The 23,269-nt window shown below is 67.0% G+C and carries 19 protein-coding genes; 11 read left to right on the forward strand and 8 right to left on the reverse strand.

Annotation, left to right across the window (positions count from 1 at the left end):
• Positions 1-3: 3 nt before the first annotated feature.
• A complete protein-coding gene (gene purC / locus ACT7B3_RS03190; RefSeq protein WP_445156833.1) occupies positions 4-717 on the forward strand; it encodes a phosphoribosylaminoimidazolesuccinocarboxamide synthase in 714 nt (237 codons plus the stop codon).
• Between the two features lie 62 nt (positions 718-779).
• Here purC and tsaA read toward each other — a convergent pair whose 3' ends face one another.
• The gene (tsaA, locus tag ACT7B3_RS03195; RefSeq protein ID WP_445156834.1) at positions 780-1,505 is read right to left on the reverse strand and encodes a tRNA (N6-threonylcarbamoyladenosine(37)-N6)-methyltransferase TrmO; all 726 of its coding nucleotides are present in this window, start codon (positions 1,503-1,505) and stop codon (positions 780-782) included.
• Between the two features lie 84 nt (positions 1,506-1,589).
• Here tsaA and ACT7B3_RS03200 point away from each other — a divergent pair, with 84 nt between their 5' ends.
• Positions 1,590-2,123 (forward strand): GNAT family N-acetyltransferase, encoded by a 534-nt coding sequence (locus ACT7B3_RS03200; RefSeq protein WP_445156835.1) that lies wholly within the window; start codon positions 1,590-1,592, stop codon positions 2,121-2,123.
• Positions 2,124-2,172: 49 nt separating this feature from the next.
• On the opposite strand, the gene nadC is transcribed toward ACT7B3_RS03200, so the two are convergent.
• Positions 2,173-3,027, reverse strand: coding sequence for a carboxylating nicotinate-nucleotide diphosphorylase (nadC, locus tag ACT7B3_RS03205; protein ID WP_445158835.1), 855 nt, complete (start codon positions 3,025-3,027; stop codon positions 2,173-2,175).
• A 79-nt stretch (positions 3,028-3,106) separates the two neighbouring features.
• Between nadC and ampD the strand changes: the two genes are divergently transcribed.
• The 6 genes from ampD to ACT7B3_RS03235 all read left to right on the forward strand — a co-directional run bounded on the left by ampD (position 3,107) and on the right by ACT7B3_RS03235 (position 11,202).
• Positions 3,107-3,679 (forward strand): 1,6-anhydro-N-acetylmuramyl-L-alanine amidase AmpD, encoded by a 573-nt coding sequence (gene ampD / locus ACT7B3_RS03210; protein WP_445156836.1) that lies wholly within the window; start codon positions 3,107-3,109, stop codon positions 3,677-3,679.
• A 316-nt stretch (positions 3,680-3,995) separates the two neighbouring features.
• On the forward strand, positions 3,996-6,668 hold the full coding sequence (aceE, locus tag ACT7B3_RS03215) for a pyruvate dehydrogenase (acetyl-transferring), homodimeric type (protein WP_444678387.1): 2,673 nt from the start codon (positions 3,996-3,998) through the stop codon (positions 6,666-6,668).
• Between the two features lie 61 nt (positions 6,669-6,729).
• Positions 6,730-8,754, forward strand: a complete 2,025-nt coding sequence (gene aceF, locus ACT7B3_RS03220; RefSeq protein ID WP_444678386.1) for a pyruvate dehydrogenase complex dihydrolipoyllysine-residue acetyltransferase — start codon at positions 6,730-6,732, stop codon at positions 8,752-8,754.
• A 237-nt stretch (positions 8,755-8,991) separates the two neighbouring features.
• Positions 8,992-9,648: an adenylate kinase gene (adk, locus tag ACT7B3_RS03225; protein WP_444678385.1), complete on the forward strand. Its 657-nt coding sequence runs from the start codon at positions 8,992-8,994 to the stop codon at positions 9,646-9,648.
• 136 nt (positions 9,649-9,784) lie between these two features.
• On the forward strand, positions 9,785-10,489 hold the full coding sequence (gene tsaB / locus ACT7B3_RS03230; RefSeq protein ID WP_445156837.1) for a tRNA (adenosine(37)-N6)-threonylcarbamoyltransferase complex dimerization subunit type 1 TsaB: 705 nt from the start codon (positions 9,785-9,787) through the stop codon (positions 10,487-10,489).
• Positions 10,471-11,202 carry a class I SAM-dependent methyltransferase gene (locus tag ACT7B3_RS03235; protein WP_445156838.1) on the forward strand — a complete coding sequence of 244 codons (732 nt, stop codon included), beginning with the start codon at positions 10,471-10,473 and terminating at the stop codon, positions 11,200-11,202. The genes tsaB and ACT7B3_RS03235 overlap by 19 nt, the downstream gene beginning before the upstream one ends.
• A 54-nt stretch (positions 11,203-11,256) precedes the next feature.
• Here ACT7B3_RS03235 and plsB read toward each other — a convergent pair whose 3' ends face one another.
• The gene (gene plsB / locus ACT7B3_RS03240) at positions 11,257-13,674 is read right to left on the reverse strand and encodes a glycerol-3-phosphate 1-O-acyltransferase PlsB (RefSeq protein ID WP_445156839.1); all 2,418 of its coding nucleotides are present in this window, start codon (positions 13,672-13,674) and stop codon (positions 11,257-11,259) included.
• A gap of 118 nt (positions 13,675-13,792) precedes the next feature.
• Between plsB and ACT7B3_RS03245 the strand changes: the two genes are divergently transcribed.
• The gene (locus ACT7B3_RS03245; protein ID WP_445156840.1) at positions 13,793-14,914 is read left to right on the forward strand and encodes a phospholipase D-like domain-containing protein; all 1,122 of its coding nucleotides are present in this window, start codon (positions 13,793-13,795) and stop codon (positions 14,912-14,914) included.
• 4 nt (positions 14,915-14,918) lie between these two features.
• Here ACT7B3_RS03245 and ACT7B3_RS03250 read toward each other — a convergent pair whose 3' ends face one another.
• On the reverse strand, positions 14,919-15,593 hold the full coding sequence (locus ACT7B3_RS03250) for a YecA/YgfB family protein (protein WP_444678379.1): 675 nt from the start codon (positions 15,591-15,593) through the stop codon (positions 14,919-14,921).
• A 110-nt stretch (positions 15,594-15,703) separates the two neighbouring features.
• Between ACT7B3_RS03250 and ACT7B3_RS03255 the strand changes: the two genes are divergently transcribed.
• Together ACT7B3_RS03255 and acs are read left to right on the forward strand one after the other, a co-directional pair.
• The gene (locus tag ACT7B3_RS03255; RefSeq protein WP_445156841.1) at positions 15,704-16,276 is read left to right on the forward strand and encodes a SprT family zinc-dependent metalloprotease; all 573 of its coding nucleotides are present in this window, start codon (positions 15,704-15,706) and stop codon (positions 16,274-16,276) included.
• 144 nt (positions 16,277-16,420) lie between these two features.
• On the forward strand, positions 16,421-18,370 hold the full coding sequence (gene acs / locus ACT7B3_RS03260; RefSeq protein ID WP_444678377.1) for an acetate--CoA ligase: 1,950 nt from the start codon (positions 16,421-16,423) through the stop codon (positions 18,368-18,370).
• A gap of 53 nt (positions 18,371-18,423) precedes the next feature.
• Here acs and ku (ACT7B3_RS03265) read toward each other — a convergent pair whose 3' ends face one another.
• From ku (ACT7B3_RS03265) to ligD, 4 genes are read right to left on the reverse strand one after another with little or no spacing between them, the layout of a single operon-like run.
• Positions 18,424-19,701, reverse strand: a complete 1,278-nt coding sequence (ku, locus tag ACT7B3_RS03265) for a non-homologous end joining protein Ku (protein ID WP_445156842.1) — start codon at positions 19,699-19,701, stop codon at positions 18,424-18,426.
• The gene (ku, locus tag ACT7B3_RS03270; RefSeq protein WP_444678374.1) at positions 19,694-20,470 is read right to left on the reverse strand and encodes a non-homologous end joining protein Ku; all 777 of its coding nucleotides are present in this window, start codon (positions 20,468-20,470) and stop codon (positions 19,694-19,696) included. Before ku (ACT7B3_RS03270) ends, ku (ACT7B3_RS03265) begins: the two co-directional genes overlap by 8 nt.
• Positions 20,470-20,688 (reverse strand): hypothetical protein, encoded by a 219-nt coding sequence (locus ACT7B3_RS03275; RefSeq protein WP_444678373.1) that lies wholly within the window; start codon positions 20,686-20,688, stop codon positions 20,470-20,472. The genes ku (ACT7B3_RS03270) and ACT7B3_RS03275 overlap by 1 nt, the downstream gene beginning before the upstream one ends.
• A 27-nt stretch (positions 20,689-20,715) precedes the next feature.
• Positions 20,716-23,259 carry a DNA ligase D gene (gene ligD / locus ACT7B3_RS03280; protein ID WP_445156843.1) on the reverse strand — a complete coding sequence of 848 codons (2,544 nt, stop codon included), beginning with the start codon at positions 23,257-23,259 and terminating at the stop codon, positions 20,716-20,718.
• Positions 23,260-23,269 lie beyond the last annotated feature (10 nt).

Here is a 23,269-nt window from a genome sequence, read left to right on the forward strand (position 1 = left end):
CCCATGGAAAAGCGCCAAGAACTCTACGCCGGCAAGGCCAAATCGGTGTACGCCACCGACGATCCCGATCTGCTCGTCCTGCACTTCCGTGACGATACCAGCGCCTTCGACGGCCTGCGCATGGAGTCGCTCGATCGCAAGGGCATGGTCAACAACTGCTTCAACGCCTTCATCATGGAGAAGCTGGCCGCGGCGGGTATCCCCACCCATTTCGAGAAGCGCCTGTCCGCCACCGAGAGCCTGGTCAAGAAGCTCGACATGATTCCGGTCGAGTGCGTAGTGCGCAACCTCGCCGCCGGCGGCCTGGTCAAGCGCCTGGGCGTGGAGGAGGGACGCGAGCTGACGCCGCCGACCTTCGAGCTGTTCCTCAAGAACGACGCCCTGCACGACCCGATGATCAATGAGTCGCTGGCCGAGACCTTCGGCTGGGCCACGCCGGAGCAGCTGGCCGAGATGAAGGCGCTGACCTTCAAGGTCAACGCGGTGCTCAAGCAACTGTTCGCCGATGGCGACCTGCTGCTGGTGGACTACAAGCTCGAGTTCGGCCTGTTCAAGGGCCAGGTCGTGCTCGGCGACGAGTTCTCGCCGGACGGCTGCCGGCTGTGGGATGCCAAGACGCGCGACAAGATGGATAAAGACCGCTTCCGCCAGGGGCTGGGTGGCGTGATCGAGGCCTACGAGGAAGTGGGTCGCCGCATCGGCGTCACCTTCGCCTGACCGCGAGCTGCCGGCGTCGGAGAACCTCAAGGGCCCCGCGGGGCCCTTCGTCGTGTTCGGCGTCAGGCGGGGACGAGGTCGAGCACTTCCAGCAGGGTGGCCTGCGCTTCCTCGCCGGCGCGAAAGTGCACGTCGACGTCACGCAGGCGCACGCCGTAAGTGCGGTTTTCGGCGCCCCTGCGGTAGGCCGGGCGCGGGTCCTGGGCCAGCACCTGGCGAATCAGCTCGCGCAGCGAGTCGGCATCCTGGCGGGCGGCCAGTGCAGCCTCGGCCTCCTTGCTAAAATGTACCGCCAGCCGCGGCGGGGGCGTGGGGGCGAAGCCGGCGCGGGCGTCGGGGCGTGCCTCGGCCCAGGGTAGGTAGGGCTTGATGTCCAGCACCGGGGTGCCGCTGATCAGGTCGCAGCCGATCAGCGTCAGGCGCACGCCGCGCCGCGTATCGATCTCGCCAAGTTCGACCAGCGACAGCCCCAGCCGATTGGGGCGGTGCGTGCTGCGGCTAGCGAACACCCCGACCTTGGCGTTGCCGCCGAGCCGTGGCGGACGCACCAGCGGCGACCAGCGCTCGGGGCTGTGGTGGAACACGAAGGTCAGCCACAGGTGGCTGAAGGCCTCGAGGCCGCGTACCGCCAAGGGGTCGTCGTAAGGGGGGGTGAGCACCAGGGTGGCGCGGGCCGCCGGCGCGAGACCGGGCTGGCGCGGCACGCCGAACTTGTCGGGAAAGTCACTCACGACGTAGCCGATGGGCGGCATCATGTAGTGGCTGGGCGCAGGCGGGGAGGTGGACATGGCCGCGATTATGCCTGCCATTGGCCGCGGCGGCGAGCTTGTGTAATCTGCAGGCGGCTATTTCACTCGAGGGACAGGCAATCGATGAATGCGAAGACGAGGGACGGGGAGTCGTCGACGTCAACCAGCCCGCGGATCATCTACCGCCAGGCGAGGGCGCGGGACGGTGCCGATCAGGCCGAGGTCTATCATCACGCCGTGATGCAGGGTGCGGCCGCGCACTACAGCGTGGAGGAGCGCGAGGCGTGGGCCGCGACGATGCCGCGCGAGGCCAGCGTCTGGGTGGCGCGCCAGGCGCTCTATACCACCCTGGTGGCCACCTGCGATGGGCGCTGCGTGGGGTTTCTCGAGCTCGATGTCCCAGGCGGGCGCATCCATACGCTCTACGTCTGGCCCTCGCTGGCGCGGCGAGGCATTGGCTCGACCCTGCTGGTGCACGCCGAGCGGATGCTGCTGGAACAAGGCCACGGCGTTGCCACCATCAATGCCAGCCGCATGCTGGCGGAGAGCCTGATGCGCCGCGGCTGGCGCGACCAAGGCGTCGAATGGGTGACACGCGACGGGGTAAAGCTCGAGCGTCGGCGCCTGGAGAAGCGCCTCGCTGCCATCGAGACCTGAGCGCGCTCCTCCGTGGCGCGCCATTCGTCTCCTGGCAGGGAGCGCCGCTTCAGGTTTCGCGCAGCTCGATGATGCGCATCGACAGGTCGATCGCCTTGACGTCCTTGGTCAGGGCGCCGCTGGAGATGCAGTCGACGCCGGTTGCGGCGATCTGCCTCAGGGTGGTCTCGTCGACGTTGCCGGAGGCCTCCAGCGTCGCTCGCCCCGCAGTGCGCCTCACCGCCTCACGCATATCGTCCAGCGTGAAGTTGTCGAGCATGATGATGTCGGCCCCTGCCGCCAGCGCCTGGTCGAGCTCGTCGAAGGTTTCCACCTCCACTTCCACCGGCAGGTCGCGGGCGATGCTGCGCGCCTCCTTGACCGCGGCGGCGATACTGCCACAAGCGGCAATGTGATTTTCCTTGATCAGGAAGGCATCGTAGAGGCCGATGCGATGGTTGTGGCCGCCGCCGCAGGTCACCGCGTATTTCTGCGCCAGGCGCAGCCCGGGCAGGGTCTTGCGCGTGTCGAGCAGGCGTACGCCGGTGCCTTCGAGTAGGTCCACGTAGCGGCGGGTGCGGGTGGCGGTGGCGGACAGGGTCTGCAGCAGGTTGAGAGCGGCACGCTCCCCCGTCAGCAAGCTGCGGGCGGGGCCTTCAAGCTCGAGAAAGCACTGGCCGGCGTCGAGGCGGTCGCCATCGGCGGCGCTCCAGCGCAGGGACACGCTGATATCCAGCCGGCGAAAGATCTCCTCTACCCAAGCCACGCCGCACAGGATGGCTGGCTCGCGGGTGATGACCCGGGCCGTGCCCCACTGGCTGGCGGGAATCAGCTGAGCGGTGATGTCGCCGGGGCCGACGTCCTCGGCCAGCAAGTGAGCGGCGGCTTCGCGGATCGCTTCGACAAGGGCGTCCTGATAATGCATGCGGCGGGCCTTTTCATGTTCATGGGGCGTCGGGAGCGTCATTATAGGGAATCCATGTCCGGCACGTCAGGGGAGCGAGATGAGAATCGAGGATGGCTGGCTTGAAGGGGCCCGGCGCGTGCCGTCGCCCAACCAGGACGCACGCCCCGGCGGCGAGGTTTCGGCGGTGGTGTTGCACTCGATCAGCCTGCCGCCCGGTGAGTTCGGCGGGGCGTACATCGAGCGCCTCTTCACCAATTCGCTGGATCCTGCCGCACATCCCTATTTTGCTGATATCGCTCACCTGCGGGTGTCGGCCCACCTTCTCATCCGCCGCAACGGCGAATGCGTACAGTTCGTGCCCTTCGGCCGGCGTGCCTGGCATGCCGGCCGGTCGTGCTGGCTCGACCGAGGACGCCCACGGAGTGCGCTGAACGATTTCACCGTGGGCATCGAGCTCGAGGGTGACGAGGTCCATGCCTATCGCGATGCGCAGTACCGGGCCCTTGCCCTGGCTACCCAGGCGCTGATGGTGAGCTACGCTGAAATCGAGCCCGCGCGTATCACCAGCCATGCCAGGGTGGCGCCACTGCGCAAGAGCGATCCGGGACCCGCGTTTGACTGGGCCTATTTCAGGCAGTGTGTCGACTGCCTGGAACCGAGAAGTAATTGATTTCGCGGCGTTGCGCTTAATCATACGGTAGTTTTATTACATACCCGGCATTTTCGGCTGAAACTATCGCGAAGGCTCGTAACACCCTGTGTTGCAATGCAATATTGGTGTTTTGGAAAAAAATTCCATTCTATTCCGATTGGCAGAAGAGGCGCTTTGCGGTATGTTCTACGCCATTCGTTGTATACGCTTCTGTAAAATGACTACAACAGCCGCGTCGCGGCCTGACATTCCCCTGATCGTCAGCAGTGCGAACCGCCCCGGTACCATCGCCAGGGGCTAGCCTGACATCACATTGTCACTCGGAGAGACGTCTATGAGTCTGGAGGCAAGAGAAGATTTCGATCCGGTCGAAACCACGGAATGGTTGGATTCCCTGGAGTCGGTCCTGGATCGTGAGGGCGAGGAACGCGCCCGGTTCCTGCTGTCACGCCTGGCCGACCGGCTGCGCCGTGACGGCATGCAGGCACCCTTCTCGGTGACCACGCCGCATCGCAACACCATTCCGGTGCACCGCGAGGCGCCGATGCCGGGCGACCTGTTCATGGAGCGTCGTATCCGCTCGCTGATTCGCTACAACGCGATTGCCCAGGTCATCCGCAATAACCGCGCCAACCCCGGGCTCGGCGGCCACATTGCCAGCTTTATGTCCGCCGCCACGCTCTACGACGTCGGCTTCAACCACTTCTTCCGCGCGCCCAACGGCGACTTCGGCGGTGACCTGGTCTACATCCAGGGCCACGTGGCGCCGGGGGTGTATGCCCGGGCCTATCTGGAGGGGCGTCTCACCGAGGCGCAGATGGACAAGTACCGTCAGGAAGTCGATGGCGACGGTCTGTCCTCCTACCCCCATCCGTGGCTGATGCCGGACTTCTGGCAGTTCCCCACCGTCTCCATGGGGCTGGGGCCGATCCAGGCGATCTACCAGGCTCACGTGATGAAGTACCTCGACTCGCGCGAGCTGCGTGATATGCAGGATCGCAAGATCTGGTGCTTCATGGGCGACGGCGAGTGCGACGAGCCGGAATCGCTGGGTGCCATCCATCTGGCCAGCCGCGAGAAGCTCGACAACCTGATTTTCGTCATCAACTGCAACCTGCAGCGCCTCGACGGCCCGGTGCGCGGCAACGGGCGCATCATGGACGAACTCGAAGGCGTCTTCCGCGGTGCCGGCTGGAACGTGCTCAAGGTGGTCTGGGGCCGGCTGTGGGATCCGCTGTTCGAGAAGGACAAGAAGGGCATCCTGCAGAAGCGCATGGACGAGGCGGTGGACGGCGAGTACCAGAACTACAAGGCCATCGACGGCGGCTACACCCGCGAGCACTTCTTCGGCAAGTACCCGGAAACCGCCGAAATGGTCAAGGACATGTCCGATGAGGACATCTGGCGCCTCAACCGGGGCGGCCACGACCCGTTCAAGGTCTACGCGGCCTACCACGAAGCGGTGAACAACGCCAACGGCCGTCCCACCGTGATCCTGGCGCATACCGTCAAGGGCTACGGCATGGGCAGCGGCGAGGGCGAGGCTTCCATGGAAGCTCACCAGGTCAAGACCATGGAGTACGAGGCGCTGCGCAAATTCCGCGACCGCTTCGGCATTCCGCTGACCGACGAGCAGCTCAAGGAGGTGCCGTACTACAAGCCGGAGGACGACTCGCCCGAGCTCAGGTACATGCACCTGCAGCGCGAGCGCCTGGGCGGCTACCTGCCGCAGCGCCGCAGCGACTTCGAGGCGCTGACGATCCCGTCGCTCGAGGACAAGACCTTCGCTACCCAGCTGGCGGGCTCCAAGGGGCGCGAGGTGTCCACCACCATGTCGTTCGTGCGCATCCTCAACGGCCTGGTGAAGGACAAGAAGATCGGCCAGCAGGTGGTGCCGATCGTGCCCGACGAGGCGCGTACCTTCGGCATGGAGGGGATGTTCCGCCAGCTCGGCATCTACACCTCCGAAGGCCAGAAGTACGAGCCCGTCGACAAGGGCCAGATCATGTTCTACCGCGAGGATAAGAAGGGCCAGATCCTCGAGGAGGGCATCACCGAGGCCGGGGCGATGTCGGCGTGGATTGCTGCGGCGACCTCCTACAGCAACCACAACCTGCCGCTGCTGCCGTTCTACATCTACTACTCGATGTTCGGCTTCCAGCGCATCGGCGACCTGGCCTGGGCGGCCGGCGACCTGCAGGCGCGCGGCTTCCTGGTTGGCGGCACCGCCGGGCGTACCACGCTCAACGGCGAGGGGCTGCAGCACCAGGACGGCCACAGCCACCTGCAGGCGGCCACCATTCCCAACTGCCGCAGCTACGACCCCACCTATGGCCATGAGGTCGCGGTGATCGTGCAGGACGGCCTGAAGCGCATGTTTGCCGACAAGGAAAACTGCTTCTACTACCTGACGGTGATGAACGAGAACTACGAGCACCCCGAGCTTGAGAACGTGCCCGTCGACGACATCATCAAGGGCATGTACCTGCTGCGCGAGCACCAGGGCGACAAGGGCCACGTGCAGCTGCTCGGCTCCGGAACCATCCTGCGCGAGGTGGAAGAGGCGGCGCGCATGCTGGCCGACGAGTGGGGCGTGGGCTCCGATGTGTGGAGCGTCACCAGCTTCAACGAGCTGCGTCGGGAGGCGCTGCTGCTCGAGCGCGAGGCGTTCCTGAACGCCGCCGACGAGCCGGTCAAACCGCACGTTACCCGCTGCCTGGAAGGTCGCAAGGGGCCGGTCATCGCCTCCACCGACTACATGCGTCTGTTCGCCGACCAGGTGCGTGCCTGGGTGCCGATGGACTACCACGTGCTCGGCACCGACGGCTACGGCCGCTCCGACACTCGCGAGAAGCTGCGCCATTTCTTCGAGGTCGACCGCTACTTCGTTACCGTCGCCTCGCTCAAGGCGCTGGCCGATCGTGGCGAGCTGGATCGCAAGGTGGTCGCCGAGGCGATCAAGAAGTACGGCATTGATCCCAACAAGCCCAATCCGCTGACGAGCTGATCCGGCGGCCAGGCGGGCTTTGGCCCGCCTGTTCCAGGCACGATTTGGAAGGAGCGCGACCTTGAGTAGCGAAATCATCAAAGTTCCCGATATCGGCGGCAGTGAAGACGTCGAGATCATCGAAATCGCCGTATCCGAAGGGGATGTCATCCAGCCCGAGGACACCCTGATCACGCTGGAGTCCGACAAGGCCAGCATGGACGTGCCGTCGCCCAAGGGCGGTAAGGTGGTGCGCGTGCTGGTGAAAGAGGGCGACACCGTCTCCGAGGGCGACGACATCGTCGAGCTCGAGGTGGAAGGCGGCGGCAGCGGAGACGCCGGTGGCCAGGAGCAGGGCGCCAAGTCCGAGCCCAAGCGCGACGCAGCGCCGCAGAAGGCTGCCGAGCCTGCCGCAGAGAAGCCGGCGGCGAAGAAGGCCAGTGGCGGCGGCAAGCGTACCGTCGAGATCAAGGTGCCCGACCTGGGCGGCTCCGAAAACGTCGAGATTATCGAAGTGGCGGTTGCCGAAGGTGACGAGGTAGCTGAAGAGGACACCCTGATCACGCTGGAGTCGGACAAGGCGTCGATGGATGTGCCGAGCCCTTACGGCGGCAAGCTGGTCACGCTCACCGTCAAGGAGGGCGACACCGTCTCCGAAGGTGACGTGATCGGTACCATGGAGATTGCCGGCGAGGGCGGTGATGAGGCCGATGGCGGCGAGTCCGAGGCCGTCGAGACCACCGCGGAACCTGCCGAGCAGGCCGAAGCGCCGGCCGAGGAGGAAGCGGTGAGCGGCGAGCCCGAGCGCCGCGAGATCCGCGTGCCCGACCTCTCCGGCGCCAGCGACGTGCCGATCATCGAGATCGCCGTTAGCGCCGGCGACGAGATCAACGAAGAAGACCCGCTGATCACCCTGGAGTCCGACAAGGCCTCCATGGACGTGCCGAGCCCCTACAAGGGCAAGCTGATCGAACTCACCGTCAAGGAGGGCGACAGCGTCTCCGAGGGTGACCTGATCGGCTATATCGAGGTGGCCGGAGCCAAGCCGCGGGCGGCCACGCCGAAGTCGAGCCCGGCGCCCAGCGAGCCCTCCGAGAAGCCGGCCTCGCCCACCCAGGCCAAGCCGACCCCGGCCGGCACGCCTAGCCCCGAGGCGCAGATGGCGGCCCACAAGCCGCGCGACGGCAAGCTGGTGCATGCCGGCCCTGCGGTGCGCATGCTGGCGCGCGAGCTCGGCGTCGACCTGGGGCTGGTCAAGCCGAGCGGACCGAAGGACCGCGTGCTGAAGGAAGACGTCCACGCCTACGTCAAGCAGGCGATGGCGGGCAAGGGCCAGGCGGCTGCCGCCGCGCCGGCGGCGGCCGGAGGTGCCGGCATCCCGCCGGTGCCGGACCAGGACTTCAGCCAGTACGGCGAGGTCGAAGAGAAGGCGATGGGACGCCTGCTCAAGATGGGCGCCACCAACCTGCATCGCAGCTGGCTCAACGTACCTCACGTGACCCAGTTCGACGAGGCGGACATTACCGAGCTCGAGGCCTTCCGCAAGTCGATGAAGGCCGAAGCCGAGGCCCAGGGTGCCAAGCTCACGCCGCTGCCGTTCCTGATCAAGGCGTGTGCCTTCGCCCTGCGCAAGTTCCCGCAGTTCAACGTCAGCCTGAAGAGCGACGGCGAGACCATGGTGTGGAAGAAGTATGTCCATATCGGTATCGCGGTCGATACGCCCGATGGCCTGATGGTGCCGGTGATCCGCGATGCCGATAAGAAGTCGCTGATCGAACTGGCCAAGGAGAGCGTGGAGCTGGCCGGCAAGGCGCAGTCGAAGAAGCTCAAGCGCGAGGAGATGACCGGTGGCTGCTTCACCATCTCTAGCCTGGGCTCCATTGGCGGCACCGCCTTCACGCCGATCGTCAACGCGCCGGAGGTCGCCATCCTCGGCGTCTCCAAGGCGCAGATGAAGCCGGTGTGGAACGGCGCTGAGTTCGAGCCGCGCCTGATGATGCCGCTCTGTCTCTCCTATGACCATCGCGCAGTCAACGGTGCCGATGCGGCGCGCTTCACCGCCTTCCTGGCGGCGGCGCTAGGCGATCTACGGCGCTTGCTGATGTGATGCCCGCGTAGCGAGAACGGCGGCGCCTCACGAGGCGCCGCCGTTGTTTTGGTGCCACCGCCAGGTGGGAATACCAAAGTGCAACTAAGCAGCTAACCTTATGAATTTCTTGCGGCTTCAGCAGCAATTGGCGAAGCGGCCGGCGTAGCTGCGGTTGTCTGGCTGCGGTGGCACGGTTATCGTTCACGACAGTCCATTTCTCGGTAAAGATTTTCCACTTTTTAAAGGAGCAGCCAGATGCGTTTGATCCTGTTGGGCGCCCCGGGGGCCGGCAAGGGCACCCAGGCCCAGTTCATCTGCGAACGGTTCAATATCCCGCAGATTTCCACCGGCGACATGCTGCGTGCTGCGGTCAAGGAGGGCAGCGAACTGGGGCTCAAGGTCAAGGAGATCATGACCAGCGGTGGCCTGGTCTCCGATGACCTGATCATTGCCCTGGTCAAGGAGCGCATCAGCCAGCCCGACTGCGAGAACGGCTTCCTGTTCGACGGCTTTCCGCGCACCATTCCCCAGGCCGACGCCATGAAGGAAGCCGGGGTCAAGATCGATCACGTGCTGGAGATCGCCGTGGCCGACGAGGAGATCGTCAAGCGCCTGGCGGGCCGTCGGGTGCACCCGAGTTCTGGTCGCGTCTATCACGTCGAGTACAACCCGCCGAAGGAAGAGGGCAAGGACGACGTCACCGGCGAGCCGCTGATCCAGCGTGATGACGACCGCGAGTCCACCGTGCGCAACCGCCTGGCGGTCTACCACGAGCAGACCGCTCCGCTGGTCGACTACTACCAGCAGTGGGCCGAGGAAGATCCGCAGGCGGCGCCGGCCTACCACCGTGTGGAAGGGGTCGGCAGCGTCGACCAGATCACCGCCCAGGTGATCGAGGCGCTGAAAGGCTGAAGCCTCGCTGACTGGCTGTGCCCGAGTGAACGACGCTGGCCCGCTTTGGCGGGCCAGCGTCGTTTCCGCCATCGTCCCGCGCCCGGCGGCAACGTATAATGTTCGCCCCATTCCCATTCCCGAGCGAAATCCCGCTATGCCGATTCTGCTGGCGCTCGACGCCTCTTCCAGTGCCTGCTCCGCTGCCCTGTTGCTCCAGCGTGAGGGGCACGAGGCCACCCTGGTCTCGCGCTTCGCGCTCACGCCGCGCGAACACACCCGGCGGCTACTGCCGATGGTCGACGAGGTGCTTGCCGAGGCGGGCATCGCGCCGTCGGCGCTGGATGCCGTGGCCTATGGCCGTGGCCCCGGCTCGTTTACCGGGCTGCGTATCGCAGCAGGCACCGCGCAGGGCCTGGCTTACGGCCTGGAGCGGCCCCTGCTGGGGGTGTCGACCCTTGAAGCGCTGGCGCTGGCCGCCCATCGGCGCGACGGCGTCGAGCATGCAGTGACGGCGCTGGATGCGCGCATGGGCGAGATTTACGTGGCCGCCTGGCGCTGCCGTGCGGGTGCCACCGAGGCGCTGCTGGATGAAGCGGTGCTTGCACCGCAGCGTCTTGTGCTGCCGGCGCTGGACGAAACGGCTGACTGGTACGGCATCGGCTCCGGCTGGGCGCTGCGCGATGCGATGCCGGCCGCCGTCCAGGCCGCGGTGACGCGCTTCGACAGCACCGCAGAGCCGGCCGCCGAAGCCATGGTGCTGCTGGCCGCGCGCGATTTTGCGCTGGGCATGCGTCCGGCTCCCCACGAGAGCCAGCCGATCTACCTACGTGACCAGGTCGCATGGCAGAAGGGCGGATGAGCCGCGGCGACCCGAGGGTGTCAGCGGAGCCGGCAGAAAAGCTGGTCCTGCGTCGTGAAGAGGGTGCCCTGGTGCTGATCGGTGACCCGGTTCGCCATGGCAAGCCGCTGCGCGTCGATTTCGCCGAGGGGCGAGCCGCTCACCGGCGCCGCTTCGGCGGCGGCCGCGGCCAGCTCATCGCCCGCGCCTGCGGCCTTGCCGCCGGGGTCACGCCCAGCGTGGTCGACGCCACCGCCGGCCTTGGCCGAGATGCCTTCGTGTTGGCGAGCCTCGGTGCCGAGGTGCTGCTCGTGGAGCGTGTGGCTCAGATCCACGCGCTGCTGGAAGACGGCCTGGCACGTGCCGCCCGCGATGCCGACACGGCCGAGATCGTCGCCCGCATGCACCTGGCACATGGCGACGCCACCCGCGATCTGGCGGCGCTGGTGGCCGCCAGCGGTGTCGCACCCCAGGTGGTGCACCTCGATCCGATGTTCCCCCACCGCGAGAAGTCGGCGCTGGTGAAGAAGGAGATGCGCCTGTTTCGCGAGCTGGCCGGCGACGACGACGACGCGCCGCGGCTGCTGCAAGCGGCGCTCGATGTCGCCACCCACCGCGTGGTGGTAAAGCGTCCGCGCAAGGCGCCGCCCATCGCAGGGCCGGCGCCGCAGCATGTCATCGAAGGCAAGACCAGCCGCTACGACCTCTACGTCCACCGCTCGCTCAAGGCGTGAGATGGAGTTTTCCCGCGCTGCCCGCCGGTTTTACGCCACGCCAAGCGCTCATCGCTAGCCATGGCTGACGAGCTGCAGCCGATGCCTCAGCGCCGGGTCGTACAGCTCGCCGGTGCGCTGTGCGGCGCTGCGCAGCCGCTCGTCGTAGCACAGTACCCCTGCTTCCTCACGGACCCACCCTTCGGCCTCCAGGTTCTGGATCAGGCTGGCGAACAGCGTGCGATCGAAGTACTCCGGCGCATCGCGCCCGGAAAGCAGGGCCAGCCGCTGAGTCAGCTGCTGGCTGCGCTCGGCGAGCGCCTCGCGATCGAGCGTGCCGGAAGGCTCGCCGAGCAGCAGGCTCAGTAGCAGGTAGCCGCGCTCGAGCGAGGGCTGCATCAGCCGCCCGAGCAGGCGCAGCTGCTCGCCAGCCTCGAGCGACCGGGAGCGCTGCCAGCCGCCCTCGCAGGGGACCAGTAGCCCTTGACTGCACAGGGCATCCAGCATGCTGGGCAGCCCCTGGTGCAGGTCGTCCGGCCCCAGGAAAAGCTCACGGGCCAGGATTGGCCAGGGCGGGGCAAGTCGGGCCAGCAGGCCTTCCAGGTCCTGCATCGGCGTGTGGCGAAACGCGAAGGCGCTCAGGCTCGCCAGGGCGAAGAGGTGCAGCACATTGTTGCGATACCACACCAGCAGGTTGGCCTGGTCGGGGGTAGCCACCAAGATATCGCCCAGCGCATGCGGGCGACGCTCGATCATGCCCAGCGAGACCACTTGGGCGATCCAGTCGTCGGGTTCACCGCTTGGCAGGCTGTAGTCGCGTCCGCCGGGGCAGTGGCGCTGCAGTGCGCTTAGCAGCGCGAGCTGGCGCGCCATCAGGCTGGCTTCGATGGCGCGGTGGGGCGTGGCCAGTAGCACCAGGGCCACCAGGTTGACCGGGTTGAGGGCCGCCGCGGCGTTGATGCGCCGGGCCAGCTCGTCACCGAGGCGAGGCACGGCCTGACTGAGCCAGGCCGGCTTCGGCGAGACCTCGTCGCGCCAGCCGGGAGCGCCCGCATCGAGCCAGGGCCCGAGCGCCAGCGGTTCACCCACGTTGACCGTCACCTTGCCGAACGGCTGGCGCAGCTGGCCGAGCACGCGCAGCAGCCCCCAGGGCGTTTCCTTGGGTTTCTTGCCGCCACGCAGCTCGCGCTGATAGCTTCCGCCTTCGATGATCTTCTCGTAGCCGATATAGACCGGGATGAAGGCGAACCGCGAGGCATCGCTGCAACGAGCGAACGAGCGCAGGGTCATCGCCAGCATGCCGGGGCGCGGCGCCAGCATCCTGCCGCTGCGCGAGCGACCCCCCTCCATGAAGTACTCCAGCGGATGGCCATGGGCCAGCAGCCGGTGCAGGTATTCGTGGAACACGGCGGCATAGAGCGGCTTGTCGCGAAAGCTGCGGCGCATGAAGAAGGCGCCGCAGCGGCGCAGCAACGGGCCGATCATCGGCATGTTCAGGTTGCGCCCGGCGGCGATGTGCGGCGGCATCAGGCCGTCGCGATAGAGCACGTAGGAGAGCAGCAGGTAGTCGATGTGGCTGCGATGGCAGGGCACGTAGACCAGCGTATGGTCGCCGGCCAGTGCCTTCACCCGGTCGAGCCCGTGCACCTCGACGCCGTCGTAGAGCCGGTTCCACAGGCGCCGCAGCAGGCCGTCCATGAAGCGCAGCACCGGGTACGACATGCTGGAGGCGATCTCGTGGCCGTAACGCAGGGCGCGGCGCTGTAGCCGGGCGGGGGAACGTTTTTCGGTCGACGCCAGGGTATCGATGACCTCGCGAACCTCGGGGCTCTTGGCCACGCCTTCGATCAGCGTACGGCGATGCGAGAGATCCGGGCCCAGCACGCGTGTGCGCATGCGGCGAAAGTGAACCCGCAGCAGGCGTGCACACTTGCGGTTGGCCAGCGCGGCGCCGCGGGCGTCGAGCAGGTTGCTGAGCTTCAGCGGCGCACCGAACTGCACCTCCACGCTGCGGGTGTGCAGCAGGATCGACAGCGCCCGCCGCAGCCTGCCGGTGAGCTGCCAGCTGTCGGCCGCCAGCAGGTGCCAGAGGCCGAAGCGCTTGCCGGGCGCGCGGCCCCAGAAGATGCTCACGGGCACCAGCTGGAGGTCTGTCCCGGGGTGCTGCGCCACCTGGTCGAGCGCCTCCTGAAAGGGCGCCTGTAGGCCGCTGCCGCGCCGCCACAGTCGGCGCTGCGGTGCCGGCAGCGCCAGGCAGGCGGGCAGGGCGACCTCCCCGATCAGGTGGCGGCCGCGGGCGGGAGGCAGGCCATGGCGTTCGCACAGGGTCTCCAGCAGCAGCGTGTCGGAGAGCGCGACATGGGGCAGGACGTACACGACGGGAAGCGAGGGGTCCAGCGGCAGCGCCTGCGGCGCGGGTTCGATGTGCCGGGCCTCGACCCAGGCTTTGATCAGGCGGCGCAACGGGGTGCGAAGGAAAGTGCCAGCTACCATTCCACGGCCTCGGCTTGGGGCGAAAAGCCAGTATAGACGCCTCGCCGGGGCCGGGTCAGGTGCTTTCCCTCGACACGCAAACGTGCGTCAATCACGGCTCGGATGAGGGGGGCAGGCCATGCATGGCGTGTGGCGGGATGGTAATCGGTTTGAACTCTTGGCGGAGTCGGCGCGTTTCCTGCCGGCGATGTTTGCAGCCATCGAACGGGCGCAGCACTCGATCCTGATCGAGCTCTACCTGATGGAGTCCGGGCAGCTGGCTTCGGTGCTGATCGACTCGCTCACGCATGCCGCCGAGCGCGGCGTGAAGGTGGCGCTGATGCTGGACGGCTATGGCGCCATGGGGCTGGCGGGAGAGGACCGGCGGCGGCTGGAAGAAGCGGGAGTGGCGCTTAGGTTCTTCAATCCGCTGGGCTTTCACTCGCTGGCGCTCAACCTCACCCGCGATCATCGCAAGCTGATGGTGATCGATGGCCAGGTGGCCTTCACCGGTGGCTTCGGGGCGGTCGACGAGTTTCTCGATGCCTGGTACGAGGTAGCGGTGCGCATCGAGGGGCCGGTAGTGGCCGACTGGGTGCGCTTGTTCTCGCGACTATGGGACTCCCCGCTGACGCGCGGCGGCGGCGACCCCGGCCTGGTGCGCGATCTGGGCCTGGCCTATACCCTGCGCGAGGATTACCGCGGCATGCGTGGCCGCGTGGTGTGGGGGCAGGGCTATCGCTACCAGGCCATTCGCCACTCCCTCTATGCGCGGGTCTCGGCATCGCAGCGGCGTATCTGGCTGTGCACGCCCTATTTCGTACCCACTTTCAGCCTGCGGCTGCGCCTGGTGCGTGCCGCACGGCGTGGTGTTGATGTGCGCCTGCTGCTGCCCGGCGTCGACCACGACCATCCCTGGGTGCGCTACGCCGGCCAGCGTTTCTATCGCCGCATGCTGCGTGCCGGAGTGCGCATCTACGAGTTCCAGCCCACCTTCATCCACGCCAAGTTCTCGCTGGTCGACCAGTGGTCGAGCGTCGGCTCGTGCAACTTCGACCACTGGAGCCTGCACTGGAACCTGGAAGCCAACCAGGAAGTGGAGGATGCCCGCTTCGCCGGGGAGGTGGCGGCGCTGTTCGAGCGCAACTTCGCCGCCAGCCGCGAGATCACCTATCAGATCTGGCTGCAGCGACCCCGCTGGCAGCGCTTCAAGGAGTGGATCTTCGGCACCTTCGACGCCTGGCTGACGCGGCTGCGGTAATCGGCTATCGCTTGCCGCCCGGCTTGCCCTTGCCAGAGCCCTTGCCAGAGCCGCGGCCTGCCGGCTTCTTCTTACGCGGCATGGGCTTGGGCGTTTCTGGGGGTACGCGATAGTGCAGGTAGAGGTCTAGCACCAGGTCGGGCAGCTGGGCCACCAGCGACTCCAGGCGAGCCCCGTCCGCTACCATCTCGGCCATGTCGGGCTCGTCATCGAACAGCCCCGACAGCGCCATGAACGGCAGTAGCAGCGTGGCCACCGTCTCCTCGTCCTGGGCGAACCAGGCGTCTTCATCGAGGAACACGCCCTCCATGAAGCCCGCGCACCAGTCGCCGACCGGGGTCTCCTCTGCGGGCAGGCCTTCCAGGGTCAGGTCGAAGGGCAGCTCGGGCAGCCCGCCCTGCTCCAGGGTGTCGATGGCATTGACACGCAGTTTCTCAAGCAGGCCGAGGATCTCGCCGCGTTCGGCATCGTCGGCGAAAGTCGGCTCGCCGTGGAACAGCTCGGCGACCCAGGTGGCGGCATCGTGCTCCCGCGGGGCCACGGCCAGGGCCACGAGGAAGCCATGGGCCGCGATCAGGTCTAGGGCATCGGGATCGACGCTTTCCGAGTCGAGGAATTCATCGAGGCGCTCGAGCTCTTCGTCCTCGAGCAGGGGCTGGGGCAGGGGCGTGTCGGACATTGGGCCTCTCGCATGGCTTCGTGACATGACTTCGTGGCAAGGCTTCGTGAAGCGGGCGGCGGCCAGCCTGGGCTGGACGTCGCCGGGGCGGGGCGTCATTCTAGCACCCCATGAGACAACCCGCGCTGCCTGATCCTTGCCCACAATGGCTCGCTCGCCTCGACGATGCGGCGCTTCACCAGGCCTTGCTGGACCGCGTGGAGGCCGCCTGGCAGCTGTGCCGCCGCTACCACCCCGGGCTGCCGCGGCCGAAGGTTTGGTGCGACCTGCGCGGCCAGTGTGCCGGCCAGGCCCACTATGGCCGCGGCGGGCTGCGCTTCAACCCGGTGCTGCTGGGCGAGAACCGCCAGGCCTTTCTGGTTGAGGTGGTGCCGCACGAGATGGCCCATTGGCTGGTGCGGCACCTGAGCGACGGCCGCCAGGCCAGGCCTCACGGTCGGGAGTGGCGCACCGTGATGGCCCGCCTGTTCGGCCTCGAACCGCGGGTCACCCACCGCTTCGATACCCGGCGCGCGAGCCCGTCGCCCTTCCGCTACCACTGCGGATGCCAGGCCCATTTCTTCACTTCCCGGCGCCATTCGCTGGCCCGCGGCGGGCGGCGCTACCGCTGCCTGAGCTGCGCTCAGACCTTGGTCTATCAGCCCTTTGTCGACCCGGAGTCGACTTCCAACTCTATGAATTGAAACAGAAATTTCTTGATACCAAGGTCTAAGGGGAAGGCCGCTTCAGGCGGTATATCCTTGCTCATCATCAAGGTGCCGGCGCAGCCAACAATAACGGGCCGGTGAATACACCGAGAGGGTGCATCTCCTGGAAGAGGCTATTCAATGACCGATCAACAGAAACTCTATCCGGTACGCGACGAGGTCGCCGCCAATGCCTGGATCGATCGTGAAAAATATCAGGCCATGTATCGGCAGTCCGTGGACGACCCCGAGGGCTTCTGGGCCGAGCAGGCCAAGCGCGTCGACTGGATCAAGGCACCCACCAAGATCAAGCACACCTCCTTCGACCCGCACAATGTCGACATCCGCTGGTTCGAAGACGGCACCCTGAACGCCAGCGCCAACTGTCTCGATCGCCACCTGGAGACGCGCGGCGACCAGACCGCCATCATCTGGGAGGGCGACGATCCCAAGGATTCCAAACACGTCACCTACCGCGAACTGCACGCCAAGACCTGCCAGCTCGCCAATGCCCTCAAGGAGCTCGGCATCGGCAAGGGTGACGTGGTCACGCTGTACATGCCGATGATCCCCGAGGCCGCCGTGGCCATGCTGGCCTGCGCCCGCATCGGGGCGGTGCACTCGGTGGTGTTCGGCGGCTTCTCCCCGGACGCCCTCGCGCAGCGCATCGTTGGCGCCGACTCCCGGCTCGTGATCACCGCCGACGAGTCCGTGCGTGGCGGCAAGCACGTTCCGCTCAAGGACAACGTCGATGCCGCCCTGACCCGCCAGGGCACCGAGGTCTGCGAGAAGGTGCTGGTGGTCAAGCGCACCGGTGGCGAGATCGAGTGGAAGGAAGGCCGCGACGTCTGGTACGACGAGCTGGTCGACAAGCAGTCCAGCGACTGCGCGGCCGAGGCGATGAACGCCGAGGATCCGCTGTTCATCCTCTATACCTCCGGCTCCACCGGCGCACCCAAGGGCCTCAAGCACACCACCGGTGGCTATCTGGTCTATGCCAGCCTGACCCACCAGTACATCTTCGACTACCAGGACGGCGAGACCTACTGGTGTACGGCCGACGTGGGCTGGGTCACCGGTCACAGCTACATCGTCTATGGCCCGCTGGCCAACGGCGCCACCACCCTGATGTTCGAGGGCGTGCCGAGCTATCCGACCCACGGCCGCATGGGCGAGATCGTCGACAAGCACAAGGTCAACATCCTCTACACCGCGCCGACCGCCATCCGCGCCCTGATGGCCCACGGCGACGGCGTGATGGACTCCAGCAAGCGCGACACTCTGCGCATCATGGGTTCGGTCGGCGAGCCGATCAACCCCGAGGCCTGGGAGTGGTATTACCGGGTCATCGGAAACGCCAAGTGCCCTATCGTCGACACTTGGTGGCAGACCGAGACCGGCGGCATCATGATCGCGCCGCTGCCCGGCGCCATGGACCTCAAGCCGGGCTCGGCCACGCTGCCGTTCTTCGGCGTGCAGCCGGCGCTGCTCGACAGCGAAGGCAACGAGCTCCAGGGTTCGGTTGACGGCAACCTTGTGATCAGCGACTCCTGGCCCGGCCAGGCGCGCTCGATCTGGGGCGACCATGACCGCTTCATCCAGACCTACTTCTCCACCTACAAGGGCTACTACTTCACCGGCGACGGCTGTCGTCGTGACGAAGACGGCTACTACTGGATCACCGGCCGCGTCGACGACGTGCTCAACGTCTCTGGCCATCGCATGGGTACCGCCGAGATCGAGTCCTCGCTGGTCGCCCACGAGGCCGTGGCCGAGGCTGCCGTGGTGGGCTTCCCGCATGACATCAAGGGGCAGGGTATCTACATCTACGTGACCCTGAACGACGGCATCGAGCCCAGCGACGAGCTCAAGAAGGAGCTGACCCAGTGGGTTCGCAAGGACATCGGTCCGATCGCCTCGCCGGACGTCATCCAGTGGGCGCCGGGGCTGCCCAAGACGCGTTCGGGCAAGATCATGCGCCGGATCCTGCGCAAGATCGCGGCCAACGAGTGCGACGGCCTGGGCGATACCAGCACCCTGGCCGATCCGAGCGTGGTCGACGACCTGATCGAGAATCGCGCCATTCGTTGAGCACTAGCCTGAGCCAACGACTCTCAGCCGGCCCCAGGGCCGGCTGTTTTGTGTTAGTCCAGTTTCGCGATCGCCTCGATCAGTTCGGCCTTGCTCATGCGGCTGCGGCCGGGCACGTCGTGCCGCTGGGCGCGGGCGTAAAGCGCATTGCGGCTGAGGCTTTCCAACGTGGCGGCGTGGCGCTTGCCGCGCGGTTTCTCCTTGGCGTCGCCTCGGGCGGCGTTTTGCTTTCGCGTGGTGTGCGGGTCTGACGACCCTTTCTTCGCCTCGCTGCGTGTGCCCTGCCGGCCGCTGTGGGTCATGTCGCGCTTGTTGCTCTTGGCGCTCTCTTTGTTCTTGCCGCTCTCTCTGTCCTGGCTGTTCGCGTTGCTCTGGCCAGTGTCGTTGCGCGTCGCCTGGCCGGGCGGACGGCCTTCGGCCAGGCTCTGCTTGAGCACCTGCATCAGGTCGATCACCTCGCCGCCTGCTTCCGCTGCCTCGTCGGGCGGGGGCTCCTCGGCCAGGGCGATGACATCCTCGCCGCGTGCGAGCTTCTCCTCGGCCCGGGCGACGATGCGCTGGCTCTGCAGGTCCGTGAGTTCGTCACGCGAGAAGTCGTCCTCGGTCAGGGCCGCCATCGCCTGCTGCATGGCCTTGACCCGCTGGGCGTCGGCTTCGCCGGCTTTGGGCAGGGGCAGGTCGGCAGGGGTGCGCAGCTCATCGGCAAAGCGCAGCGTCTCGGCGCGCAGGATGCCGCGCTCGGCGATGATCGCCACCAGGTACTCCTTGCCGCGCATGACGAAGGTGGCAATGCCGGCACGCCTGGCGGACTCCATGCCTTCGGCCAGCAGGCGGTAGGCCTTGGTCACGCCCTTGTCGGGGGTCATGAAATAGGCACGCTGAAAGTACATCGGGTCGATCTCGTCCAGGCCGACGAAGCGCTTGAGGTCGATCTCCTGGGTCTTCTCCGGGGCCAGCGAATCGAGCTCGTCGTCCTCCACCACCACGAATTCGTCCTTCGCCACCTCGTAGCCGCGCACCAGCTCGTCGTGGTCGAGCACGCGGGCCTCCTTCTCGCAGAAGTAGCGTCGCGCCAGCGGGGTGCCTTCACTGTCGACCATGCGCAGCGACACCGGCTTGGCCCGGTTGGCCGGGTAGAGGTTGACGGGCAGGCTGACCAGGCCGAAGGTAATGGTGCCCGACCACAGCGGGCGTGGTCCGCTGGTGTGGAAGCGTGCCTTCTCCTCACCCTGGGGCGGCTCGCTCTTTTCCTTCTTCTTGCGGTTCGCCTTTGGGCCGGTGTCCTTCGGACGGGTCTTTGCCTTGGTGTTGGCTTTGCTGGGGCTAGGCACGCTTGCGCTCCTTCTTCAGGCTGGCCTCGAGCGCCTTGGTGAGATCGTCGGAGGGTTCGCGGCGGCGAATCGGCGTGACCTTGGGACGCTTGCCCTGCCGCTTGGCCTCGATCAGCGCCAGCACACGCTCGCGGTAGTCGTCGTGGTATTCGGTGGGGTCGAACTCGGCCTCCAGCATACCGATCAGCTGGCGCGCCATGCCCAGCTCCTTGGCGTCCAGCGCCTTGCCCCCGGGCGGCTCGAGGGCGTCGACCGAGACCACCTGCTCGGTATGGCGCAGCGACATCAGCATCGGCACGCCGCGATGCAGGCGCAGGGCGCCAACGTAACTCTTCTTGCGCATGACCCAGTGCGCCAGCCCCTCCTTGCCGCTATTGCCCAGCGCCTCGGCCAGCGCGGCGTAGAGCGCCTCGCTGCCGTCGGGGCCCAGATAGTAGGGTCTGTCGTACCAGCGGTGGTCGATGGCCTGGGGCGGCATGAAGCGCAGCACCTCGATGTCGCGGCCAGTATCAGGCTCCAGCGCCTCAAGCTCTTCCTTGTCGAACACCACCAGGCTGCCCTTGTCGGTGCGATAGGCGCGCCGAGTCTCGGCATAGGGCACGACCTCGTCGGTCTCGGGGTTGACCATGGCCTGCTTGACCGGCGAGCGGTCCTTCGCGTGGAGCAGGCGAAAGTGCACGCTGCGGTCCTGCACCGCGGAGTAGAGCTTCACCGGTACCTCCACCTCGCCGAAGCGGATCACGCCTTTCCACAGCGCCCGGGCGCTCATCAGCGCTCCTCCTGACGGGTAGCGTCTTCACTGCGGCATGCCTCTTCGTGGCACTCGGGGCACAGTGTGTCGCGGCTCGCGAAGCGCGCTGCCACGCAGCCGGGGCAGATCGGCCGGTCGCAGTCGACGCAGTAATGACCCGCCTCGTAGTGGAAGGTGCACAGGCAGAACAGGCAGGTCTCGGCGCCGGCTTCCAGCCACCAGGGTGCTTCGCTCATGTCGTTCTCTCCGGTACAAGGCCAGCGTCACTTAACGCCCATGGCCTTGAGCAACTTGGCATCCAGCGGGCGTGCCGCCTCGGCGAAATCCGCCCAGGGGTCGTGGCGCAGGGCGGAGAGCCGGCGGCGCAGATTCTGGACGTTGTAGCGATCGGCGCGCAGGGCGGCGTTGAGTTCGTCCCAGCGAATCGGCACTGCGACCGGGGCGCTCTCGCGGGCGCGCACCGTGTAGGAAGCCACCGCCGTGGCGCCGCGCCCGTTGCGCAGGTAGTCGATGAAGATGCGCCCCTCGCGCTTGGCCTTGGCCATGTGGGTGGTGAGCCGCTGCGGATCGTCCCTGGCGTGGGCTTCGGCGACGCCCTTGGCGAAGGCCTTGGCCTGCTCCCACTCGGCGCTGGGTTCGATCGGCACCACCAGGTGCAGCCCTTTGCCGCCGGTGGTACGCAGGAACGGCGTGAGGCCCAGCGATTCGAGGCGCTCGCGCAGGGTGCCGGCGACGCGCAGGATCTCCTTCCAGGCCATGCCTTCATCCGGGTCGAGGTCGAACACCAGGCTGTCGGGCTGCTCGAGGTGGTCGATGCAACTGCCCCAGGGGTGGATCTCCAGGGCACCGGCCTGCACCAGGCCGATCAGGTCGGCGGCGGACTCGACGTAGACATACTCGGCGCTGCCTTTCTTCTCGGGCACGTCGATGCGCGGCACGTCGGCAGGAATGGCGCGGCGCGGGTGCTTCTGGAAGAAGCATTCGTCGGTGCGGCCCTGGGGGCAGCGCACCAGCGACAGCGGCCGGCGCGCCAGCCGGGGCAGCACCCACTCATGGATCTGTGCATAGAAGCGTGCCAGGTCAAGCTTGGTCAGCCCCTGTTCGGGAAACAGCACCCGGTCGGGGCTGGTCAAACGCACGCCAAGCAGCGAGGTCTCGTCCTTGCGCCTGCGTGCGCTGGGCTTGCCCGCTGGCGGGGTCGGCTCCGCAGCGTCGTCGGCAGCCAGCTCCTTGGTCGGGGTCATGCGGATCTCCTCGGGGTTGCGATCCTCGCGCAGGCCGCGGAAGGACGGGTGGCGCAGGCGACCGTCGCGGGTGCGCTCGGTGAACTCCACCTCGATCACCAGCTCGGGGCGCACCCAGTGCACCGCACGGCTGTCCGGTACGCTGCCATGGAAGGGCGAGCGCTTCACTTCGCGCTCCTGCAGGGTGGCGCTCAGCTGATCGAGCAGGCGATGGCTGAAACCGGTGCCCACGCGCCCGGCATAGACCAGCCCCTGCTTGCCGTAGGCGCCCATCAGCAGCGAGCCGAAGCCGCTGCGCGACCCGCTGGGCTCGGTGTAGCCGCCGACCACGAACTCCTCGTGGCTGACGCACTTCACCTTGAGCCAGTCGCGGCTGCGCTTCTGCTGGTAGCGGCTGTCGGCGCGCTTGCAGATGATGCCTTCGAGTCCCATCTGGCAGGCGCGCTCGTGAAAGGCTTCACCCTGGTGGTCGAGATGATCGGAGTAGCGTAGGGTGCCGGCCTGGAGACCGGCGGCGTCGAGCAGCGCGGCGAGGGTGCGTTTGCGCTCGCGCAGCGCGACGCCGGAAAGGTCATGGCCTTCGAGGTAGGGCAGGTCGAAGAGCTGGTAGACGAGGGCTGACGTGCGGCCGCTGGAGAGCGCCTCCTGCAGCTCGCCGAAGCGGCTGATGCCATCCTGGCCCAGGGCCACCACCTCGCCGTCGAGCAGCGCCGAGGTCACTGGCAGCGGTGCCAGCGCCCGGGCGATCTCGGGGAAGCGGTGGGACCAGTCCTTGCCGTTGCGGGTGATCAGCCTTACATCGCCCTGCTCGATGCGGGCCAGCAGGCGGTAGCCGTCGAGCTTGATCTCGTAAAGCCAGTCGCCCTTGGCCGGCACTTCGCGTGCCAGGGTGGCCAGCTGCGGCTTTACGTCTCTGGGCAGCCTGGCCTTGCGCGCCCCTTCGAGGCGGCCGGGGGCGGGTACGTTGCGCTTGCCGGCCTCGGCGGTGCCCCAGGTGTTGTCGCGATCCTCAGCGATCTCGGCCATGCTGCGGCCGCTGGCTATGCTTTCATCGAGCTCCGCGGTTAGCGAGGTGTCCATGCGCGGCTTGTCGTCGTGGCGCTTGATGAGCAGCCAGTTGCGTCCGTGCTTGTCCTGGCGCTTGCCGCTCATGCGGGCCAGGGTCCAGCTGCCCTTGAGGCGTTCGCCGTCGAGTTCGATGTCGATCCGGTCCTGTCTGGGTTTGCCCTTGAGCTTCCAGCGGCCGCGGTCCCACAGCATCACGCTGCCGCCGCCGTAGGCCTTTTCGGGGATCACCCCTTCGAACTCGCCGTACTCCAGCGGGTGGTCCTCGACCTCCACGGCCAGGCGCTTTTCGCCGGGTGCGAGGCTCGGCCCCTTGGGCAGCGCCCAGCTCCTGAGCACCCCGTCCTGCTCCAGGCGCAGATCGAAGTGATCGTGGCTGGCCGCGTGCTTGTGCATCACATAGCGATCGCCCGGGCCGGCAGCCCCGCCGCTGTCGCCGGCGGGCTCCCGGGTATGCGTGAAGTCGCGCTTGCGGCGGTACGCCTCGAGTCGTTCCATCGGCTGCATC

The sequence above is a fragment of the Halomonas sp. E14 genome (assembly GCF_052568415.1).